Source organism: Streptomyces sp. NPDC032161 (assembly GCF_040636995.1).
Classification (GTDB): Bacteria; Actinomycetota; Actinomycetes; order Streptomycetales; family Streptomycetaceae; genus Streptomyces.
In genome coordinates this window covers 84418-103610 of sequence record NZ_JBEZVN010000008.1, presented here as the reverse complement: position 1 = coordinate 103610, position 19193 = coordinate 84418, and the positions used below count along the sequence as shown (strand labels likewise).

General features: G+C 70.3%; 16 protein-coding genes. 14 read left to right on the top strand and 2 right to left on the bottom strand.

What is annotated here, in order from left to right:
- The first annotated feature begins 61 nt into the window (after window positions 1–61).
- On the top strand, window positions 62–880 hold the full coding sequence (locus AB0E67_RS18675; protein ID WP_362027745.1) for an alpha/beta hydrolase: 819 nt from the start codon (window positions 62–64) through the stop codon (window positions 878–880).
- The gene (locus tag AB0E67_RS18670; protein WP_362027743.1) at window positions 877–2259 is read left to right on the top strand and encodes a cytochrome P450; all 1383 of its coding nucleotides are present in this window, start codon (window positions 877–879) and stop codon (window positions 2257–2259) included. Before AB0E67_RS18675 ends, AB0E67_RS18670 begins: the two co-directional genes overlap by 4 nt.
- 9 nt (window positions 2260–2268) lie before the next feature.
- On the opposite strand, the gene AB0E67_RS18665 is transcribed toward AB0E67_RS18670, so the two are convergent.
- Together AB0E67_RS18665 and AB0E67_RS18660 are read right to left on the bottom strand one after the other, a co-directional pair.
- Complete coding sequence (locus tag AB0E67_RS18665; RefSeq protein WP_362027740.1) at window positions 2269–2829, bottom strand: hypothetical protein; 561 nt, start codon at window positions 2827–2829, stop codon at window positions 2269–2271.
- Entirely contained in the window at window positions 2826–6803 is a 3978-nt protein-coding gene (locus AB0E67_RS18660) for a hypothetical protein (RefSeq protein WP_362027738.1), read from the bottom strand. The genes AB0E67_RS18665 and AB0E67_RS18660 overlap by 4 nt, the downstream gene beginning before the upstream one ends.
- A gap of 262 nt (window positions 6804–7065) precedes the next feature.
- Between AB0E67_RS18660 and AB0E67_RS18655 the strand changes: the two genes are divergently transcribed.
- From AB0E67_RS18655 to AB0E67_RS18600, 12 genes are all read left to right on the top strand, one after another.
- Complete coding sequence (locus AB0E67_RS18655) at window positions 7066–8619, top strand: phage tail sheath family protein (RefSeq protein WP_362027735.1); 1554 nt, start codon at window positions 7066–7068, stop codon at window positions 8617–8619.
- A 92-nt stretch (window positions 8620–8711) separates the two neighbouring features.
- Window positions 8712–9155, top strand: a complete 444-nt coding sequence (locus tag AB0E67_RS18650; RefSeq protein WP_351517909.1) for a phage tail protein — start codon at window positions 8712–8714, stop codon at window positions 9153–9155.
- Window positions 9155–9658, top strand: a complete 504-nt coding sequence (locus tag AB0E67_RS18645) for a hypothetical protein (RefSeq protein ID WP_362027732.1) — start codon at window positions 9155–9157, stop codon at window positions 9656–9658. The genes AB0E67_RS18650 and AB0E67_RS18645 overlap by 1 nt, the downstream gene beginning before the upstream one ends.
- Window positions 9655–9798, top strand: coding sequence for a DUF6760 family protein (locus AB0E67_RS18640; protein WP_093549683.1), 144 nt, complete (start codon window positions 9655–9657; stop codon window positions 9796–9798). The genes AB0E67_RS18645 and AB0E67_RS18640 overlap by 4 nt, the downstream gene beginning before the upstream one ends.
- A 51-nt stretch (window positions 9799–9849) precedes the next feature.
- Window positions 9850–11838: a hypothetical protein gene (locus AB0E67_RS18635; protein WP_362027730.1), complete on the top strand. Its 1989-nt coding sequence runs from the start codon at window positions 9850–9852 to the stop codon at window positions 11836–11838.
- A 139-nt stretch (window positions 11839–11977) separates the two neighbouring features.
- On the top strand, window positions 11978–12415 hold the full coding sequence (locus AB0E67_RS18630; protein ID WP_073786578.1) for a phage tail protein: 438 nt from the start codon (window positions 11978–11980) through the stop codon (window positions 12413–12415).
- A 23-nt stretch (window positions 12416–12438) separates the two neighbouring features.
- Window positions 12439–13236: a peptidase M23 gene (locus tag AB0E67_RS18625; RefSeq protein ID WP_362027957.1), complete on the top strand. Its 798-nt coding sequence runs from the start codon at window positions 12439–12441 to the stop codon at window positions 13234–13236.
- Window positions 13236–15269 carry a VgrG-related protein gene (locus AB0E67_RS18620; RefSeq protein WP_362027727.1) on the top strand — a complete coding sequence of 678 codons (2034 nt, stop codon included), beginning with the start codon at window positions 13236–13238 and terminating at the stop codon, window positions 15267–15269. Before AB0E67_RS18625 ends, AB0E67_RS18620 begins: the two co-directional genes overlap by 1 nt.
- Before the next feature lie 195 nt (window positions 15270–15464).
- Window positions 15465–15758 (top strand): PAAR domain-containing protein, encoded by a 294-nt coding sequence (locus AB0E67_RS18615; protein ID WP_362027725.1) that lies wholly within the window; start codon window positions 15465–15467, stop codon window positions 15756–15758.
- A 6-nt stretch (window positions 15759–15764) separates the two neighbouring features.
- A complete protein-coding gene (locus AB0E67_RS18610; protein WP_073786585.1) occupies window positions 15765–16178 on the top strand; it encodes a GPW/gp25 family protein in 414 nt (137 codons plus the stop codon).
- A 37-nt stretch (window positions 16179–16215) separates the two neighbouring features.
- Window positions 16216–18174, top strand: a complete 1959-nt coding sequence (locus tag AB0E67_RS18605; RefSeq protein WP_362027723.1) for a putative baseplate assembly protein — start codon at window positions 16216–16218, stop codon at window positions 18172–18174.
- 5 nt (window positions 18175–18179) lie between these two features.
- Window positions 18180–18713: a phage tail protein gene (locus tag AB0E67_RS18600; protein WP_362027720.1), complete on the top strand. Its 534-nt coding sequence runs from the start codon at window positions 18180–18182 to the stop codon at window positions 18711–18713.
- The last annotated feature ends 480 nt before the right edge of the window (window positions 18714–19193 follow it).

Sequence of the window (19193 nt, the reverse complement as noted above, 5' to 3'; positions counted from 1 at the left end):
CCACCGTGGTCGAGCCGACCGGTGATCGACCAGCCGGCTCCGTACGGTGACGGGAGTCCGCGTGACCGCAACGTTTGACCTGCCCCACGAACTGCACGGCGACGGTCCGCACAAGGTGATCGCCGTGCACGGCTGGCTCGCCGACCGCTCCGCCTACGCCCCGGTGCTGCCGGACCTCGACCTCGGGTCGTTCCAGTACGCGGTGGTGGACCTGCGCGGATACGGCGGCGCCAGGGACGTGGACGGTGCGTACACCACGGCCGAGGGAGCCGCGGACGTGCTCGCGCTGGCCGACCGGCTCGGCTGGGAACGGTTCTCGCTGATCGGCCACTCGATGGGCGGATCGGTCGCCCAGCGGGCGCTGGCCGCAGCACCGCACCGGGTGCGACGGCTCGTCGGGGTCTCGCCCGTCCCCGCGTCCGGCGTACCGTTCCCGCCCGATCAGTGGGAACTCTTCTCCGGTGCGGCGCGTGCCCCGGAGAACCGTCGCACCATCCTCGACATCACCACAGGGGGCCGCCGACCGGCAGCCTGGTTGGACCGCATGGTGCGCCGTTCGCTCGAACGCAGCGACGAGAAGGCGTTCCGGACGTGGCTGGACTCCTGGGCGCGCGAGGACTTCCACGAGCGGATCGAGGGTTCGTCCGTACCGGCCCTGTCCGTCGTCGGCGCGCTGGACCCGGCGCTGTCGGCCGAGGTGCAGCGCGCCACCTGGATGCGGTGGTACCCGCACGCCGAGCTGGTGGAGCTGCCCTCGTGCGGGCACTACGCGATGGACGAGGCCCCGCTCGACCTGATCCGTGTGGTGGAGGACTTCCTGCGGGACGACGAGCGGGACGGCGAAGGGGATGGCGAGCGGGACGGCGGGGCGTCGGCATGAACGGCGCCGCACCGGAGGGGCCCGTGCCGGAGGGGCCCGTGCCGGAGGAGCCCGTGCCGGAGGGGCCCGTACCGGACCAGGCTGTGGCGGACGGGCCCACGCCCATCGCGTACACGCCGAAACCGTCCGTACCGGACGTTTTCGACCCTCGGTTGTACGCGCGAGGCATCCCGCACGACCGCTATCGCCAGCTGCGCGACCACCACCCGGTGGCGTGGCAGGAGGAACCGGAGGTCCTCGGCTGGCCTGCGGGCCCCGGATTCTGGGCCGTTACCCGGCACGAGGACGTCGTCCGGGTCCTCAAGGACGCGTCGACGTACTCCTCCTACCTCGGCGCCACCCAGATCCGCGATCCGGACCCCGACGACCTGCCGTTCATCCGCCGGATGATGCTCAACCAGGACCCGCCGCACCACCGTCGGCTGCGTACACTCATCAGCCGCGCCTTCACGCCCCGGCGCGTGGACCGCTTCGGGACGACCGTCCGCGAGCGTGCGCGCTCCCTGTTCACCGCGGCGGTCGCCGAGGCTCGCGCCACCGACGGGACCTGTGACCTGGTCGCCCGGGTCACCGACGACTACGCCCTTCTCAATCTCACCGATCTGCTCGGCGTGCCGGACAGCGACCGGGACCTCCTCCTGCACTGGACCCGGCGCGTCATCGGCTACCAGGACCCCGACGAGGCCGGACCCTCCTCACCGGACCCGGACGGCAAACCCCTCAACCCCCGTTCCCCGGCGGCACTGGGCGACATGTTCGACTATGCGCAGGCGCTCGCCGCCCACAAGCGCCGGAACCCCGCCGACGACGCCATGACGTCCCTGGCCACCGACCCCGAACTCACGGTCCCCGAACTGGAGATGTTCTTCTTCCTGCTGGTGGTGGCGGGCAACGACACCGTACGCAGCGCGGCCCCGGGCGGCCTGCATCTCCTGGCCCGACACCCTGACGCGTACGCACGGTTGCGTGCGGGAGACGTGCAACTCACCACCGCGGTCGACGAACTGCTGCGCCGCCACCCGCCGGTCCTGTCCTTCCGTCGGACCGCCACCCGTGACACGGACCTGGCCGGCACCCGTATCCGGCGAGGCGACAAGGTGGTCGTCCTCCACGCCTCGGCCAACCACGACGAACGTGTCTTCCCCGACCCGTTCACCCTCGACCTCGCCCGGACGCCCAACCCCCACGTCTCCTTCGGCGACGGCCCCCACGTCTGCCTCGGCGCCCACTTCGCCCGGCTGCAACTGCGGGCCCTGTACGAGGAGGCATGCCGCGCCCTGCCGCCCGGCCCCCTCCGACTCGCCGGCCCGCCGAGCCGCCTGGTGTCGAACTTCATCAATGGGATGAAGTCGCTTCCGGCGTGGGTGGTCGACTCCTGACCACAGAGGTCAGCGATTTCTGACGGCGTTTTTGTTCATTTCCCAATCCTGCTGATGTGCTTTCCTGCCCGTGGGTTCCTGGAGAGGGATTACGGCCAGCGGAGGGCCGGACAGGGAGATCTCCGCTCCCTGTGAGTGACGCCAGTGCACAGGTGGAGAGACTTTGTTGATGTCTTCCCGGTAGGAAGCAATGATCTTGATTTCATCCTGGATCTCGGCTGCGTAAAGAAGTTCACTGTAGGACCGGGCTGTTGTTACCCTGTCTCCTCCGACATATGCAGCGTAGAGCGTACGCCAAATAGGGTCGCTATATTCGGCGGCCAGGAAAATCTCGCGTCGTGCCAGATTTACCTTGGCTGCCATTTCATTCAATTGCTCGGGTGTCATTCCCATCGTCCTTCCAAAGCTGGGCGACAGCGGTACTCCATGTTCTGAATGCCAGAACTTCATGCTGTTTTCCCTGAGGGTATTCACTGCTTCATCGCCCTCCAAAAAGACGGCCTTGTTTCCGGCGTAGTCGACGTCCAGGTACGAATTGAAGAAGTCTACTGCGTCTTCCAGGGTGGTCACTGACTTGCACTCCTTTTTATGAAGAGGTGGTCATCAGACTGGATGTTGCGTATGTCGCTCTCTGGTTGTACGTCGGATACCGTAGAGGTCAGGGTGAACTCATAAGCTACGCCCATGACGCGTCGCACGGGTGGGGTCAAGAGAATGTTTGTCAGTTTTTTCAGTTGAGCTTCAGAGTCGGGATCACCCGCCGTGTACCAATCCTGATTCTTAATATTTCTCATGAAAACGTCTTTTAAAAGTTCCCCGAACGTTACGCTCACCTTCAGGTCCATGGAAACCTGGCCGCGCGCCAGGTCGTGCCTCTCGGCGAATGCCAGTATTTTGTGGGCTATATCTGACTCTGCCTCTCCCATGACCTTTTTGTTGTAGTGGTCGCTGGCCGTCACCAGATTGAGCGCATCGCGGTACCCCGACCCGCCGAACCAGTCCGCAATCACATGGGATCGGTTCAGGTTCTGATTCGGAATGAATCCTGGAGAGTCCTGCGTGACACCTCGTGGGTCGCCCGGCTCCTTAAGTCGAAGATTTACCCCCCTCACCTGGAGTTCCATTCCGTTTCTTATGTCCTCAGTGACCGTGAACGTCTTTCCGGCAGCCGTTCGCACTGTGGTAACCCTTTTTTCCGGGGTGCTTCTCGCCTCGTCCAGGACGATGGAGACGGGGAAGAAATTCGTATGCTCACGGTCATCCGGGGAAGGCGGGAACGGTTCGTAGAGGCCATAGATCTCCCGCTTGGCCAGGAATTTCATGGACCTGAGAGTGTTGAGGGTCTCAGGAACCTCGCGTGCGGCTTGCCGGCCCTGTTTCTTCAGCTCCTTCAGGGCCTCGCTTCCGAGCAGTCTGACAAATTTCCCCCGTATGGGGCTCTTCACTCCGAACACGTACCCCTCGAATGCTGCCGCATTTATTTCGCGATTGTTCCCTTCGTAGAACGTCTTTTTCACTTCATGGGCGGTGTCATCCTGCTGGATGTACTCCATCGCCTTGGCCTCTGTTTGATCGAGGACCCCTCTTTCCCATAGCTGGCCGGACTCGGTCTTCGGTCGCTTGATCTGGTGTTCCCACCAGTGGTTGTGGACCTTCTCCTTGAAGGCAGGGGAAAACTTGTTCAGTTGTGCCTTTATGGCTTCAATCTCGGTGTACTGTCCCAGTGGGTGATCGCTCGCCTTCATGGAGAGCGAGAATCCATCCCCCTTCTTGGTCGCGGCGAAGCCTTTTATCCATGTGAATTGTTTCCGCAACGTGAGCAATTCTTTGCTCACGGCTTCTATCGGTGAGTCCTTCTCGTTGTGCTCGGATATGATGCCTTTTGCCCGACGGAGCGCCTCGGGTAGCTCCTTATGTTTCTTCTCTTGATTCTTCTTTTCGGCCTCCGGGTCTTTCTTTCTCTTTCCCTTGAATTTGTTCCAGAGTTTTTTCGCTGCTCTTACGATGAATCCGACAATCTTGTCGATGGCGCGGTTGACGGGTCGGGAGACCGCGTGGAAGACGCTCTTCACCTTGTTGGCGAGGCTGCCGATGCCGAGGAGGGAGGCGAGGAAGCCGATGAGGAGGGGGACGCTGGCCGCCAGCGCGGCCTCGACCATCTTGGGGACGCCTGCCGACCCGCCGTTGGCTATGGCGATGACGGCATCGAGGACGGCGTTGACGAATTCGACGATCTGGGAGCCCTGGTTCACGACGAACGTGACGATGTCGATGATTCCCTTGACCGCGCGGACGAAGGCTGAGGCGGGGTTGAGGAGGGAGATGATCCAGGTGATCCCGGCGATGAGGACGGTGGGGATCAGATAGCTGGTGAGTTTCTGGAGGATGGTGGCCTTGAGGTCGCCGGCCTCGGCCTGGATTTCCTTGACGGCGCCTGCCGGGCCCTCGGCGGCGAGTTTCTTCGCGACGGGGACGGAGGACTCGACGGTGCTGAGGGCCTGGTCGGGGACGCCCTTGCGGGTGATGCGGGCGCGGATGTTGGCCCAGGTCAGGCCCAGGAGCGAGCCGATGAGCTGGATGATGCCCTTGAGGTCGAAACGGGCGGGGAGTTCGAGGCCGGCCTTGACCGCGGTGCCCAGGAGCCAGGAGACGAGGCCGGTCTTGAGGTGGTCGGCGATGTTGGTGATGAAGAGCTGAAGACCGGCGCCGACCGCGCGTACGAGATTGCCGAGGAACCCGATGGGGTCCTTGATGATCTTCATGATCGCGGAGGCGGCCTTGGCCAGGATGCCGAGGAGGAGGTTCTTCAGCTCATTGATCGTCTTGAGGACGCCGACGATCGCGTCCTTCGCCTTGTCGATCAGGCCCTTGTTGGCTTCCTGGAGTTTCTTGATCTCCTCGTCGATCTTGTTCAGGGCGGCGGTGTACTTGTTCGCGAGATCCTGGACGAGCTGTTGGGACTTCTCGTTGACGGTTGATTCGAGATCGTCGAACTTGTCCGCGAAGTCCTTGGCCGCGTCCTGGCCGAACTGGCGGAGATCGGCGGGGAGTTTGTCGACCTCGGCCTTGAGTTCGGCGCGGCCCTTGGCGATGCGGGTCTTCGCGCGGCCGAGTTCGGTGCCGATGAGGTCGGCGACCGACGAGATGACCGCCTGCATCTTCGTGACGTAGAGCTTGCGGGCCTCCTGGTAGAGGTTGTTGGCCTCCTTCGGCAGACCCGCGAACTTGTCCTTGACCCAGCGGGCCTTGCCCGTCAGGCCCGAGTAGCGCTTGTCCTTGTACGCCTTCATACGGCGCTTGTGGTCGGCGGTGAACGCGTCCCGGGCGGCCTTCTCCCCGGCCGTGAACGCCGTGTCGACCTTCTTGTCCAGACCGGACAGGGTCTCCTCGACGTCCTTCTTCGTGGTGTCGTAGACCTTCTGGAGCTTCGCGGTGACCTCGGCGCGCCGCTTCTCGTCCCGCGTCTTCGTCTCGCCCTTGCCGCCGTCGACCTGCTTCCCGGCGGCGCTCCGGGTCGCGGTCAGAGTGGTCATGGCCTGTGTCCCGGCCGCCGCCGCGCCCGCCTTGGCCGTGGACAGCTGCTGGTTCTCGGCGCCGCGGGCCCGGGAGGGGGCCTTCGCGGAGTCCGCCTCGGCCGTCTTCTTCGCCGACAGGGCCTCGTCGAACGCCGGCTCGTTGCCCTTGGCCAGCTGTTCCTCGGTGACGTCGGCGTCCGCGAGGGCCTTGTCGTTGGCGGCGGGGCCCTGGGAGAAGTCCGTCACGGCCGCGGGCTGTCTGTCGGGGGTGGCGTCCGCGGCGGAGGGTGCGCCGGGGTTGGCGGGCGGCTGGTCCGGGGTCATCGGGGTGACCGGTTTGTCCTTGGCCGCCGCGGTGTCCGGCGGGGCCTTGGTCGCCGTTTCGATGTCCTTGGCGGAGGACTCCTTGCCGTCCGAGACCTTTCCGTCGACCTCCGACTTGATCTTGTCGGCCTTGCCCGACTCGGAGAACTTGTCCGCCTCGTCGAGGTTCTTGGGTGCCTGGGCGTCGATCGCCTTGTTCACCGCGTCGACGAACGCCTGCTTGTTGAACTCGCCCGGCTTCGCGGCGTTCATCTTCTCCGTGTTCGCCGCCTTGCCCTGGGCCTCCTTGTCGTCCGGGGGCGCGACGGCCGCGTCCTGCGCGGACTTCGACTCCGCGGCGGCCGGGGCGTGGCCGGCCAGACGGGTCTTCTTCGCCGCGACATCCGACCGCACCCGGCGGAAACCAGGCGCCTGCGCCGGAGACGGCTTGACCGGGGCCGTGTAGCGCTGGGCCACCAGATGCGAGACGGCGGCGTTCCCGGCCGTCCGCTGGAGGCGTTGCAGACTGCGCGCGGCACCGGAACCAGAACCGGCACCGGTGCCGACACCGACAACTGAGGTGGGAGCCGCGGTGGACGGGGACGGGGACGGACGGTCGCCCGGCGGGCGCTGCGGCGGGGGAGCCGTCGTACGGGACACCGCCGTACGCGCGGGAACGGGCTGGGCGCGGGCAGCGCCGGGGTCCCTCTCCGGAACCGCCTTCATCCGTCCTCCCGGCCCACCGCTTCCCGGACAGTCGGCACTCCACGGGCACGGGCCCCTGCCGCCGCCCCAGGGTGCGGGGGCGTGAATATGCGTACGGAGGCCACGGGGGCCGGTCACCGGGCAGGGCGCGGTGGCGCGACCGGGCGGGGACGTTGCCTGATCGGGCAGCGGCCCGTGCACGGGCGGGCGGCCGTGCGTCCGTTCCCGGTGATCGCGGCTGTTACGAGAATTGCGGGCGTTCCCCGGCCAAGGAGAAGCTCATATGCCGTCGTACCTGTCCCCGGGCGTCTACGTCGAGGAGATCGAGTCCGGGTCCCGGCCGATCGAAGGGGTGGGCACCTCGGTCGCCGCCTTCGTCGGCTTCGCGCGCAAGGGTCCGTTCGACGAGCCGACGCTGATCACGAACTGGAGCCAGTTCGTGGCCACGTTCGGCGACTTCGTCGACGGTACGTATCTCGCCTCCGCCGTCCACGGGTTCTTCTCCAACGGCGGCGGCGTCTGCTACGTGGTGCGCGTCGGCGACGGCACCGAACCTCCGGCGGAGGACGTGGACGACGGGTCGGCCGCCGGGAAGCTGCCACCGGGGTCGGAGACGCGGCTCGGGCCGTACGCGGTGAAGCCCCGGCCCGGCGCGGTCGGTGAGATCACCGTGGAGGTGGCCGCGGCGGAGGGGGACGATCCGCCCTCCGACGTGTTCCGGCTCGTCGTGAAGCGGGACGGGCAGGTGGTCGAGACGTACTCCGACGTCACGACCAAACGCAGCAAGGAGAACGTCGCCACCCGGGTCAACGCCGCCTCGGAACTGATCGAGATACGGGAGTCGGGGCGCGGTGCCGCCCCCGCCCGGCCCGAACCGCAGTCCGTCGTCCTGGCCCCCGCCGCGCCCGCGCCGGCCGACGCCGGGGCGCTGACCCCCGAGGTGTACGTCGGTGATCCCGACCGCCGCACCGGCCTGGGGGGCCTGGAGGCGGTCGAAGAGATCACCACGGTCGCCGTGCCGGACCTGATGAGCGCGTACGAGCGCGGACTGCTGGACCTGGAGTCCGTCATCGCCGTACAGCAGGGGATCATCACCCACTGCGAGCTGATGGGCGACCGCGTCGCCATCCTCGACCCGCCGCCCGGGCTCTCCCCGCAGCAGATCCGCGCCTGGCGCGCCGACCGGGCCAACTTCGACTCCAAGTACGCCACGCTCTACTACCCGTGGATCCGGGTCGCCGACGCCTCCTCGGGGCGTGCGCGACTCGTACCGCCGAGCGGTCACATCGCCGGGGTGTGGGCGCGCAACGACGAGTCGCGCGGGGTGCACAAGGCCCCCGCCAACGAGGTCGTGCGCGGGGCGGTCGCGCTCCAGACGCAGCTGACCAAGGGCGAGCACGACCAGCTCAACCCCATCGGGCTGAACTGCATCCGGTCCTTCCCGGGCCGTGGCATCCGCATCTGGGGCGCGCGCACGCTGGCCTCCGATCCGGCCTGGCGCTACCTGAACGTCCGGCGCCTCTTCAACTACCTGGAGGAGTCGATCCTCGCCGGTACGCAGTGGGTCGTCTTCGAGCCGAACGACGACGCCCTGTGGGCCCGTATCCGGCGCACGGTCTCGGCGTTCCTGGTCAACGAGTGGCGCAAGGGGGCGCTGTTCGGGCTCACTCCGGAAGAGGCGTTCTACGTCAAGTGCGACCGCGAGACCAACCCGCCGGAGAGCATCGACGCGGGCCAGGTCGTCTGCGAGATCGGGGTGGCGCCGGTCAAGCCCGCCGAGTTCGTCGTCTTCCGCCTGTCCCAGCTGAGCGAGGGCAGCGGCGGCGTCGACGAGTGACGGGGCGTGATGGATGTCCTGCCCCGCCGACGACATGCGCGGTACGGGCGGACTGAGCGGTTGAAACGGCAAGAGCGGAAAAGGAGCCTGTTGTGCCACTTCCCGATCTCGACAGTACCGTCGGCGCTTCCTTCGGCCTCGAATTCGACAGCGTCGTCATCAAGCAGATCACCGAGGTCAGTGGTCTGAAGATGGAGCAGGACGTCATCGAGCTGAAGCAGAACACCGCCGACGGCCGGTACGCCATCAAGAAGCTCCCCGGCCGGCCGAAGGCCGGTGAGGTGACCGTGACCCGGGGCCTCACCGAGGACAACAGTTTCGAGCGCTGGATCAAGGACTCGCGGTTCGGGCGGATGCCGATGGCCCGGCGGAACGGGGCGGTCATCGTCTACGACCACGAGGGCATCCCCATCAAGCGCTACAAGCTCATCAACGCCTGGCCGAAGTCCCTGGAAATCGGCACCCTCAAGGCCGGTGACACCTCGGTGCTGACGGAGAAGCTCGCCATCACGTACGAGAGCATGGAAGTCGACTGATGCGGCGTACGGCACCGGCTCCCGCACACGTCCACCCGCACGCCTCCGCGCCGGACGCGGGCGAGGGAGCCCCTCGGGGGAGGGACGGGCGCGACCCGGCCGAACGGGGCGGGGCGGCCGGCCAACGGGACACGCTGCGCACGGAGTTCTCCTTCCAGCTGCCGCGCGGGTACGTCGACGAGGCGGGCGTCGTGCACCGCACCGGAGTCATGCGGCTCGCCACGGCGCGCGACGAACTCGTGCCGTTGCGGGACGACCGGGTGCGCGAGAACTCCGCGTACCTCTCGGTCGTGCTCATCGCCCGGGTCGTCACCCGGATCGGCACGATCGACGACGTCCACCCCGGCATCATCGAGGACCTCTTCGCCTCCGACCTGGCCTTTCTCCAGGACTTCTACCGGCGGATCAACGCCGAGGGGCACACCCGCGCGGCCGTCACCTGTCCGGCCTGCCAGGAGGAGTTCGCGGTGAACCTCGCCGGTGGCCGCCTGGGGGAATCGTGACGTACGCGGCCGACCTGCTCTACGAGGAGGTCGCGTACCTCGCCTACCACTTCCACTGGCCGCTCGATGAGCTGCTGGATCTGGAGCATCCGGAACGTCTGAGGTTCGTCGCACAGGTCGCCCGCCTCAACGGGCAGTAGCGACGGGCAGGAGCGAGGAACGCGGGAAGCGCGGGGAGGGCGGAGGAGTTCATGGGGCTGATGTCCTGGCTGCGCGACGGCGGTTCCCGGCTGCGCGGCGGCGCGCGTGCGGAGGACGCCGGGGGTGCGGAGAAGGGCGGGGCGGGTACGGACCACGACGTACGGGCGGAGCACGGTCACGACGCACGGGCGGAGCACGGCGCGCCGCGCGAGCGGGCCGACCTGTCCGAACTCCCGCCGATCCAGCGGACCGTGGCCGCTCAGGGCCTGATCACGAATCCGTCCGGGTTCCAGGAGACGCTCTCCACCCGGCGCGATGTCGCGCTCGGTACGCCGCTCGGTCATCTGGTCAGTCCGGACGCGCCCACGGGGCTCGTGCACGGGGTCACCGCCCCGGCCCCGGCGGAACACGGTGGCGATTCCGTGCAGAGGTCGGCTCACGCGCCGGATGAGGTGCGGGGAGGGCTGTCGGTCCGGGGCAGGTCCCTGCCGGTGGCTCCGTCCGCTTCCGTCGGCGCCACGACGCCCGGCTCGGTCGGCGTGCAGCGGGCCACGGGCGCCGGGTCGGCGGCGATGACGTCGGCCGGGGAATCGGCCGCGGCGGAGCTGCCCGTACGTCGTCTGGTGGGCGAACGGGCCGTCGCCGCGATGCCGGACGGCCCCGGCGCCCCGCCCGTGTCCGCGTCCGACGGCGTACCGGCGCCGCCGCCCGTTCAGCGTGCGGCGACGCCTCCGGCCGGTGAACGGGCCCGGCGCGCGCCCGGCCTCGGGGCGCCGCTGCAGGCCCTGCCGCCCACCGCGCAGCGCCGGGCCGCCGCGACCGACACGGGGACGGAGCCGGGGACGGGTACAGGGCCGGGGGCGGGCGCGGATGGCGGGACCGTTCTGCCGGTGGTGCCCACCGGGCCTGTCGTGTCCGTGGCGCGGAGTGCGGAGAGCGGCGACGGTTCCGGTGCGACCGCGGGGGCGTCCGAACCGCCCGACGCCTCCGTGCACCGGGAGACGTCCGGCCCCGAGGCGCCCACCGCGCCGCTGCTCGGCGACGATCCTCTCCTGGCCGCCCCGGCGGAGTCCGCTTCCGCGACCGGTGCGGCGGTGCAGCGCCGCACCGGCCCGCTCGTTCCCGCACCTCTGTCGCCGCTCCCGGCCGCCGGGCCGGTCGCACCGCTGCTGGCCGACCGGCCGCTGACACCGCCGTCCGTCCACGGGAGCTCCATCGGCGGTGCTGCGCCCCCTGCCGCCGTACAGCGCCTCGGCCCGGTGGACGGCCTCGCGGGCACCGGCCACGGACCGGCATCCGGAACCGGATCCGGAACCACGCCCGGATCCTGGGCCGGGGGCGACCCCGATGCCGTTCCGGTGCGCTGGACGTCCCAGGGGACGGGATCCCCGGGAGCCCCGTGGGCGGCGACGGCGTCCTTGTCGGATGCGGTGCCGGTGCAGCGCGGGAGCACGCCGTCGGCGAGTGTTCCGGGGAGCGCCCCGGGCGCCCGCTCCCGGCCACTGCCCGGTCTGCAACGGCATCCGGTCGGCGGGCCGCCGGTGCCCCGTTCGGCGGGTACCGCCAGTAGCCGTGCCACCTCCGCCTCCTCGATGTCCGCCGACGGGTTCACGACTGCGGGGTCCGTCGCCGTCGCCGCGGGGGTGGCCCAGCGGATGGCGGACGGCAGCGTGGTGTTCGGGGCACCGGCGTCGACGTACACGCCCTCGACGCACACGTCCTCGACGTACACCCCACCGGCGTACTCGGCGCCGGTCGTCCAGCGCGAGACGGAGAGCGAGGAACCGCCCCCTCCGGAGCCGGAACCGGGGCCCGCGCCGGATCCGGAACCAGAACCGGAACCGGCGCCCGAGCCCGTCGGCACCACCGCCGGGGGCCCCGCCCCGCCGGGGTCCCACCCCCCGGCCCCCGTCGGGGCTCCGCCCGTCGTCACCGACGAACTGGTCCGCGCCCTGTATCCGCCGCTCAGCCGTCTTCTCAAGGCCGAGCTGCGCCTGGAACGCGAACGGGCCGGCTTCCTCATCAACACCAGGCACTGAAACGCCGGGCCCCGAGGCCCGGCCCCGAGCCACCCGGCACTGAAGCACCCGGCAGCGACGAACAGCGACAAACAGCGACGAACAGCGATGAGCAGGGACGAACAGCAGCCGCACCACAGGGAATTGAGAGGTACGTGCCATGGCCACCGCCCCGAACGAGGACCCCGCCGTCAGCGTCTGCTTCGTCGTGACGATCGACGACATCGAGCTCGGGTCGTTCAACACCTGCGACGGGCTGGGCTGTGAGGTGGTGCTCGAAACACGGGAGGAGGGCGGCAACAACGGGCACGTGTGGCAGCTGCCGACCCGCCTGAAGTACTCCAACGTGAAGCTCTCCCGACCGCTGACCAAGGAGACCGAGAAGGTCGCCCGCTGGTTCGCCACCATGACGACCGGGTTCAGCCGCAAGACCGCGCACATCGAGGCACGGACCGGGGACGGGCAGAAGGTGGCCCAGTGGGGGCTGCTGGAGGTGGTGCCGGTCCGCTGGACCGGACCCTCCTTCAACCCCGAGTCGCCCAAGGTCGCGATGGAGACCATCGAGATCGCCCACCACGGCTACGTGATGGAGGGCTGATCGTCGTGAGCGGTGCGGGTCCCATCGCGTTCAGCGCCGCCGGTACGTCCGGGGCGTCGGCCGCCGCGAAGGCCGGCGGGGGCGGTTTTGCCCGGCCCAAGCTGGAACACGCCTACCTGGAGCTGCGGACGCCGCCGACCGGAGGCGGGCTCACCCCCGGTGCGCCCTGCGGGCGGATCGACTTCCAGTTCAACCCGAAGGAGCTGAGCCTCACCAAGGCCGCGTCCTGGAAGCGGAGCCCTGCCAAGGGCGCCAAGAGTTCGGGCCCGCCCGAGTACCAGGGCTCGCAGCCCAGCAAGCTCACGGTCGAGATGTTCTTCGACGCGGGCGACACCCACGACACCCGGGTGGTGACAGCGGTGGAGCAGCTGTTCGCGTGCTGCGTGCCGACGAACGAGACCCGCCAGCAGCAGCGTTCGTCGCCGCCCTGGGTGGTGTTCCACTGGGGCGGGCTGACCGGGTTCCCCGGATACGTCAGCCAGGTGCAGGCGAAATACACCCTGTTCACCACGTCGGGCGTGCCGATCCGGGCCGTCTGCCAGGTGACGATGGAGGAGATCAGCGGCGAGACGCCGGGACAGAACCCGACCTCGGGCGCCCTCGCGGCCCGCCGGGTCCACCGGCTGGACGCGGGCGACTCGCTGCCGTCGCTGGCCCAGCGCGAGTACGGTGACCCGGCCGCCTGGCGGGTGATCGCGGAGGCGAACGGGATCGACGACCCGATGCGGCTGGCCCCGGGGCGGCAACTGCTGCTCCCCGCGCTGGACGAGCTGAAGCGCCTGGACGAGGAAGAACGGGCCCGGGACGGGGGTCGGTCCTGATGGCGCCGCCAGGTGTCGCGACCGCGCTGATGGTGGAGTTCGGAGGCCGTCCGCTGCCGCCGAAGTTCGTGAACACGCTGGTCGAGGGGTACGTCGACGACAGCCGTACGCTCCCCGACCTGTTTCTGCTGCGCTTCCGCGACCCGGACCGGGTGCTGCTGGAACAGGCCGGGCTGAAGATCGGCACCGAGGCCCGGCTGCTGGCCCGCGCGGGCGGCGACACGACCCCGAAGCCCCTGCTGAAGGGGGTGGTCACCGCCCTGGAGGTGGAACTCGACGAGACCGGCACCTTCACCGTCGTACGCGGGCTCGACGAATCGCACCGGCTGTTCCGCGGGCGCCGGGTGGCCAGCTACCAGAACATGACGCTCGCCGACATCTGCGCCCGGGTCGCCCAGCGCGCCGGACTGAAACCGGGGAACGTGGACGTGGCCGGGCCGGTACTCGAACACGTCGCCCAACCCAACGTGACCGACTGGGAGTTCGTCAGCACGCTCGCCGAGGAGGCGGGCGCCCAGGCGTACGTACTGGACGGGCGGCTGCACATCACCCGCCCGGTGGAGGCGAGCGGCGCGCCCGACGGATCCGCCCGGGCCGACCGCGACCCGCTGGTCCTGGAGATGGGCAGCAACCTGCTGCGCTGCCGGGCCGGGGTGTCGTCCGCCGAGCAGGTCTCCGAGGTCGAGGTGCGCGGCTGGGACGTGAGGACGAAGCAGCCGCTCGTGGGACGGGCACCGGCCGGGAAGTCGGCGACGCTGGAGCTGGGGGTGAGCGCCGCCGATGTGACCGCGCCGTTCGGCGAGGCGCGCTTCGTGGTGACGGACACGGCGTACGGGGCACAGGCGCGGGTGGACCAGGCGGCGAAGGCACTGGCGGAACGGATCGCCGGATCGTTCGCGGAGCTGGAGGCGGTGATCCGGGGCAACCCGGAGGTGCGGGCGGGCAGCGCGGTGGCGCTCAACGCGGTGGGCGCGCCGTTCGAGGGCCGGTACACGGTCACCACCTCCCGGCACGTCTTCGACCCGGTGCGCGGGTACGAGACCTGGCTCACGGTCTCCGGGCAGCAGGAGCGCTCGCTGTTCGGGCTGACCGGCGGAGGTCCGGGCTCCGGCACGTCCGGTGCGGTGGCCGGGGGCGGGGCACGCTGTGCGGGGCTGGTCAACGGGACGGTCACGGACACCCAGGACCCGGACGGCTCGGGCCGGGTGAAGGTGCGGTTCCCCTGGCTGTCGGACGAGTACGCGAGCGACTGGGCGCGTACGGCGCAGTCGGGCGGGACGAGCGGCGGCGAGGCGTTCATCCCGGAGGTGGGGGACGAGGTCCTGGTCGGGTTCGAGCACGGGCATCTGGACCGCCCGTACGTCCTCGCGGGTCTGTACAACGGGAAGGACCGGCCCTCGCAGGGCAGCGGAGCCGGGAGCGGGGGAGACGGCGCCGGCGGAAGCGGCGCAGTCGGCGGCGGCGGTGCGGGAGGCGGGCCGGGGGGCACGGCCGGCTCGGTGTCCGGCCCGCCGGACACGTCCGGCACCGGGGCGGGGTCCTCCGGGCCATCCGGGTCCTCCGGCGGCACCCCGCTGGTGGACCCGACCAGTGGAGCGGTCAACCGTCGCTCCATCGCCTCCAAGAGCGGCAACCAGCTGGAGATCCTGGACGGCGCGGACGGACCGCAGGGCGTACGCCTGCTCACCGGCGACGGCAAGCTGAAGATCGACCTCGACCGCAGGGGGACCGCCATCGTCATCAACAGCGACGGCAGCGTGACCATCGAGGCCAAGCAGCAGGTGTCCATCAGGGCGGCCCGCGGCGTCGCGCTGGACGGCGGGCAGGGAGCGCTCGAACTCAGCGGCGACAGCGTCACGTTGACGTCCCGCGGCGGGGTGCGGGTGGACGGTGGCAACGGGGAGGTCGAGCTCTCCACCGGCGGCACGGTGAAGGTCCGGGGCGCGCAGGTCGCCGTCGACGGAACGCAGCGCACCGACATCAAGGGCGGCGGCTCCCTGGCCATCAACGCGCCCCTGGTGAAGATCAATTGACGTTCCGTAGGGCGGCGCGCGCCCGCCGAGCGGGCGGCGCGGGCGGAGCGAACAGGGACGGCGAGCGAACAAGTACGGCGAGCAGGCGGATACGGCGAGCAGAAGGACTCGGCGAACGAGCGAGTACGGCGAACGAGCGGACACGGCGAGCAAATCGGATACGGCGAACGAGCCGAGCGAGAGGAGCGGAGTTCCATGTCAGCAAGCGCGGCGGCAGCCGCACGGGTCGGCGACCCCACCGGACACCCGGGCATCGTCGGACCGCCCGGTGTCCCGTCCGTGCTCATCGGCGGGCTGCCCGCCGCCACGGTCGGCACCCCGCACCAGTGCGCCGCGCCCCCGCCCGCCGTGCACCCGCCGTCCGTGATCATGCCGCCCGGCAGCACCACGGTGCTGATCGGCGGGCAGCCCGCCGCCCGGGTCGGGGACCTGGCGGGCTGCGGCTCGCCCGTCGTGTCCGGCTGCCCGACCGTGCTGATCGGGGGCTGAGCGGACATGGGCCAGCAGTTCATCGGCGCGGGCTGGGCGTTCCCGCCGCGCACGGACGCCACCGGGTCCATCGCCCTGGTGCGCGGAGAGCACGAGTTGGAGGAGTCGATCCGGCTGATCCTGGCGACCTCGCCGGGCGAACGGCCCATGCGGCCGGAGTTCGGCTGCGCCATCAACGACTACGTGTTCGCCCCGGCGGACGCGGGCACGGCCGGGCAGCTCGCGTACGAGGTGCGCCTCGCGCTGGACCGGTGGGAGCCCCGGATCGAGGTCACGGAGGTCGTCGTGCGCTTCGACGAGGCCGATGAAGGAGTGCTGTACATCGACATCGGCTACACCGTGCGCGGTGCCAACGACCCCCGGAACCTGGTCTTCCCGTTCTATGTGATCCCGGAGCACGAGGAGGTGGACGGCCGGTGACGCTGTCCGGTCCGCATCTGGAGGAGGTGGACGGCGCGTGACGCTGCCCAGTCCGCATCTGGACGACCGCCGCTTCCAGGGCCTGGTCGACGAGGCGAAACGGCTCGTCCAGCAACGCTGCCCCGAGTGGACCGACCACAATGTGTCCGATCCCGGCGTGACCCTCATCGAGGCGTTCGCGACCATGGTCGACCAGCTGGTCTACCGGGTGAACCGGGTGCCGGAGAAGAGCTACCTGACCTTCCTCGACCTGATCGGGGTCCGGCTGCACCCGCCCACCGCGGCCCGCACCGACGTGACGTTCCGGCTCTCCGCGCCCCGGCCGGAACCGGTGCGGGTACGGGCCGGTACGGAGGTGGCGACCGTCCGTACCGAGACCGAGGAAGCGGTCGTCTTCACGACCGGCGAAGAACTGTCCATCGTTCCCTGCGAGTTCGCGCACCTCGCGACCTGGCCGGCATCGGGCGACGCCGTCGACCGCACCGAGGAGCTCGCGCTCGGCCGGACCGTCCCGTGCTTCGGGACCACGCCCGCGCCCGGCGACGCCCTGTACGTGGGTCTGTCGGCGGCCGTCCCGTCGGGCGTCGTCGTGCTGCGGCTGGACTGCGCGGTCGAGGGCGTCGGCGTCGACCCGCTGCGCCCGCCGCTGCTCTGGGAGGCATGGGACGGCAGTGCCTGGACGGTCTGCGAGGTCGAGAAGGACGACACCGGCGGCTTCAACAGGTCCGGGGAGCTGATCCTGCACCTCCCGCAGGGGCACGCCCCGGCCGTCGTCGTGCGCCGGACCGGCGGCTGGCTGCGCTGTCGGCTGGTGGAGGCCGAGCCGGGGCAGCCCACCTACGTGGCGCCCCCGGTGGTGCGCGGCGTCACCGCGTTCACGATCGGCGCCACCGTCGGGGCGGTGCACGCCGAGACCGTGACCGACGAGGTGCTGGGCCAGGCCGAGGGCGTACCGGGGCAGAGCTTCACGGTGAGCCGTCCGCCCGTCGTCCCCGGCGACTTCGTCGTCGAGGTGGCCGATCCGGCGGGCGGCCCGCACGGCACGGAGTGGATCCGTGTCGACGACTTCGCGCACTCCGGTCCCGGCGACCGGCACATCACCCTCGACCCCAACTCGGGCCGGGTGGAGTTCGGCCCGGCGGTACGGGAACGGGACGGTTCCATCCGCTACTACGGGGCGGTCCCGCCGAAGGGCGCCACCGTGCGCGTGCGCGCGTACCGCACCGGCGGTGGCCTGCGCGGCAACGTCGCCCGCGGCACGCTCCGGGTACTGCGCAGCGCCATCGCGTACGTGGCCCGGGTGGAGAACCGGCGGCCCGCGCTCGGCGGGGTCGACGGCGAGACGGTGGACAGCGCCCGGGTGCGCGGCCCGATGACGCTGCGGACCCTGCACCGGGCCGTCGTCCCGCACGACTACGAGCTCCTGGCCCGCGAGGTCGCCCCGGACGCGTCCCGGGTGCAGTGCGTCCCGGCCGGCGGCGACACGGACGTGGAGGCGGGCGGGGTGCGGCTGCTCGTCGTACCGGCCGGGCGCAGCGACGAGCAGGGCCGCATCCAGTTCGACGAGCTGATCCCGCCGCAGCACACCCTCGCCCTGATCGCGGGCCATCTGGACGAACGGCGGCCCATCGGCGCCCGGCTGGTGGTCGAACCGCCCTACTACCAGGGGGTCACCGTGGTCGCCTCGGTCCAGGCCCGCAGGGGCGTGGTGCCGGAACGGGTACGGGACGAGGCCCTGGCGGCCCTCTACCGCTACTTCAACCCGCTCAGCGGCGGGCCGGGCGGCGACGGCTGGCCGTTCGGGCGGCCGATCCAGTCGGGCGAGGCGTTCGCCGTACTGCAGCAGGTCGCGGGGGTGGACCTGGTGGAGGACGTACGCCTCTTCCCCGCCGACCCCGTGACCGGACAACGCGGCGAACCCACCACCAAGATCGTGCTCGACCGGCACGCGCTGGTCTTCAGCTACGAGCACCAGCTCCGGGTACGGGAGGGCTGACCGCCATGCGCACAGGCGTGACCGGCCTGCCGACCCCGCACCCGCTGATCGAGCAACTCCCCGCGGTCTACCTGGACGAGGACTTCCTACGACGGTTCCTCACCGCGCTCGACGACGTGCTCGCCCCGGTCCTGCTGGCCATCGACAACCTGCCCGCCCACCTCGACCCGCGCAGCGCGCCGGAGGACTTCCTGTCCTGGCTGGCCCAGTGGGTGGCCGTCGACGCGCACGAGGGCCAGTCGGTCGAGCGGCGCCGCGCGGCGGTGCGCGGCGCGGTCGAACGCCACAGCAGGCGCGGCACCCGGCGCGGGCTGGCGGAGGCGGTGTTCCTGGAGACCGGGATCGAACCGGACATCGTCGAGAGTGGCGGCACGGCGTGGTCGCAGACCCCGCACACCCGGTTCCCCGGCGGGCCCCGGCCGTGGGTGACGGTACGGATCCGGGCCGAGCGGCCCGAACCGGTCGACCGGGTGCGGCTGGAGGAGACGATCCGTACGGAGATACCGGCGCATGTGGGCTTCGACCTGGAGGTGTCGTGATCTGCGAGACGTGCGGCCAGAACAACGCACCGGGCACGCAGTTCTGCATGTCGTGCCAGGCGTTCCTGGAGTGGGAGGGGGATTCGGGGAGGACGGGTGGGTCGGGTGGTCCGGGCCGTGCAGGCGGTTCCGGGGGTGCGGGAGGTTCGAGCGGTGCCGTTGGTGCGGGTGGTGCGGGGCCTTCCGCTGCCGGAACGGGGGCTGCGCCGCAGCCGACGCCGCAGCCGCGAACGCAACCACAGCCTCGACCTGATTCGCAGCCGCAGCCGCAGCCGCAGCCGAATCCGCAGCCACAGCCGAATCCGCAGCCGGGTCCTCGGCCTCAGTCGCAATCCGCACCCCAGTCGTCTCTGACACCACCACCACCGCCACCGCCACCGGCCTCACCGGCCTCACCGGCCTCACCGGCCTCACCGGCCTCACCGGCCTCACCGGCCTCACCGGCCTCACCGGCCTCACCGGCCTCACCGGCCTCACCGG

What these genes read in the sequence shown, in the direction of transcription:
- AB0E67_RS18670 (WP_362027743.1), top strand. Translation starts at nt 877, where the DNA reads ATGAACGGCGCCGCACCGGAGGGGCCCGTGCCGGAGGGGCCCGTGCCG.
- AB0E67_RS18660 (WP_362027738.1), bottom strand. Translation starts at nt 6,803, where the DNA reads ATGAAGGCGGTTCCGGAGAGGGACCCCGGCGCTGCCCGCGCCCAGCCC.
- AB0E67_RS18655 (WP_362027735.1), top strand. Translation starts at nt 7,066, where the DNA reads ATGCCGTCGTACCTGTCCCCGGGCGTCTACGTCGAGGAGATCGAGTCC.
- AB0E67_RS18645 (WP_362027732.1), top strand. Translation starts at nt 9,155, where the DNA reads ATGCGGCGTACGGCACCGGCTCCCGCACACGTCCACCCGCACGCCTCC.
- AB0E67_RS18635 (WP_362027730.1), top strand. Translation starts at nt 9,850, where the DNA reads ATGGGGCTGATGTCCTGGCTGCGCGACGGCGGTTCCCGGCTGCGCGGC.
- AB0E67_RS18630 (WP_073786578.1), top strand. Translation starts at nt 11,978, where the DNA reads ATGGCCACCGCCCCGAACGAGGACCCCGCCGTCAGCGTCTGCTTCGTC.
- AB0E67_RS18620 (WP_362027727.1), top strand. Translation starts at nt 13,236, where the DNA reads ATGGCGCCGCCAGGTGTCGCGACCGCGCTGATGGTGGAGTTCGGAGGC.
- AB0E67_RS18615 (WP_362027725.1), top strand. Translation starts at nt 15,465, where the DNA reads ATGTCAGCAAGCGCGGCGGCAGCCGCACGGGTCGGCGACCCCACCGGA.
- AB0E67_RS18610 (WP_073786585.1), top strand. Translation starts at nt 15,765, where the DNA reads ATGGGCCAGCAGTTCATCGGCGCGGGCTGGGCGTTCCCGCCGCGCACG.
- AB0E67_RS18600 (WP_362027720.1), top strand. Translation starts at nt 18,180, where the DNA reads ATGCGCACAGGCGTGACCGGCCTGCCGACCCCGCACCCGCTGATCGAG.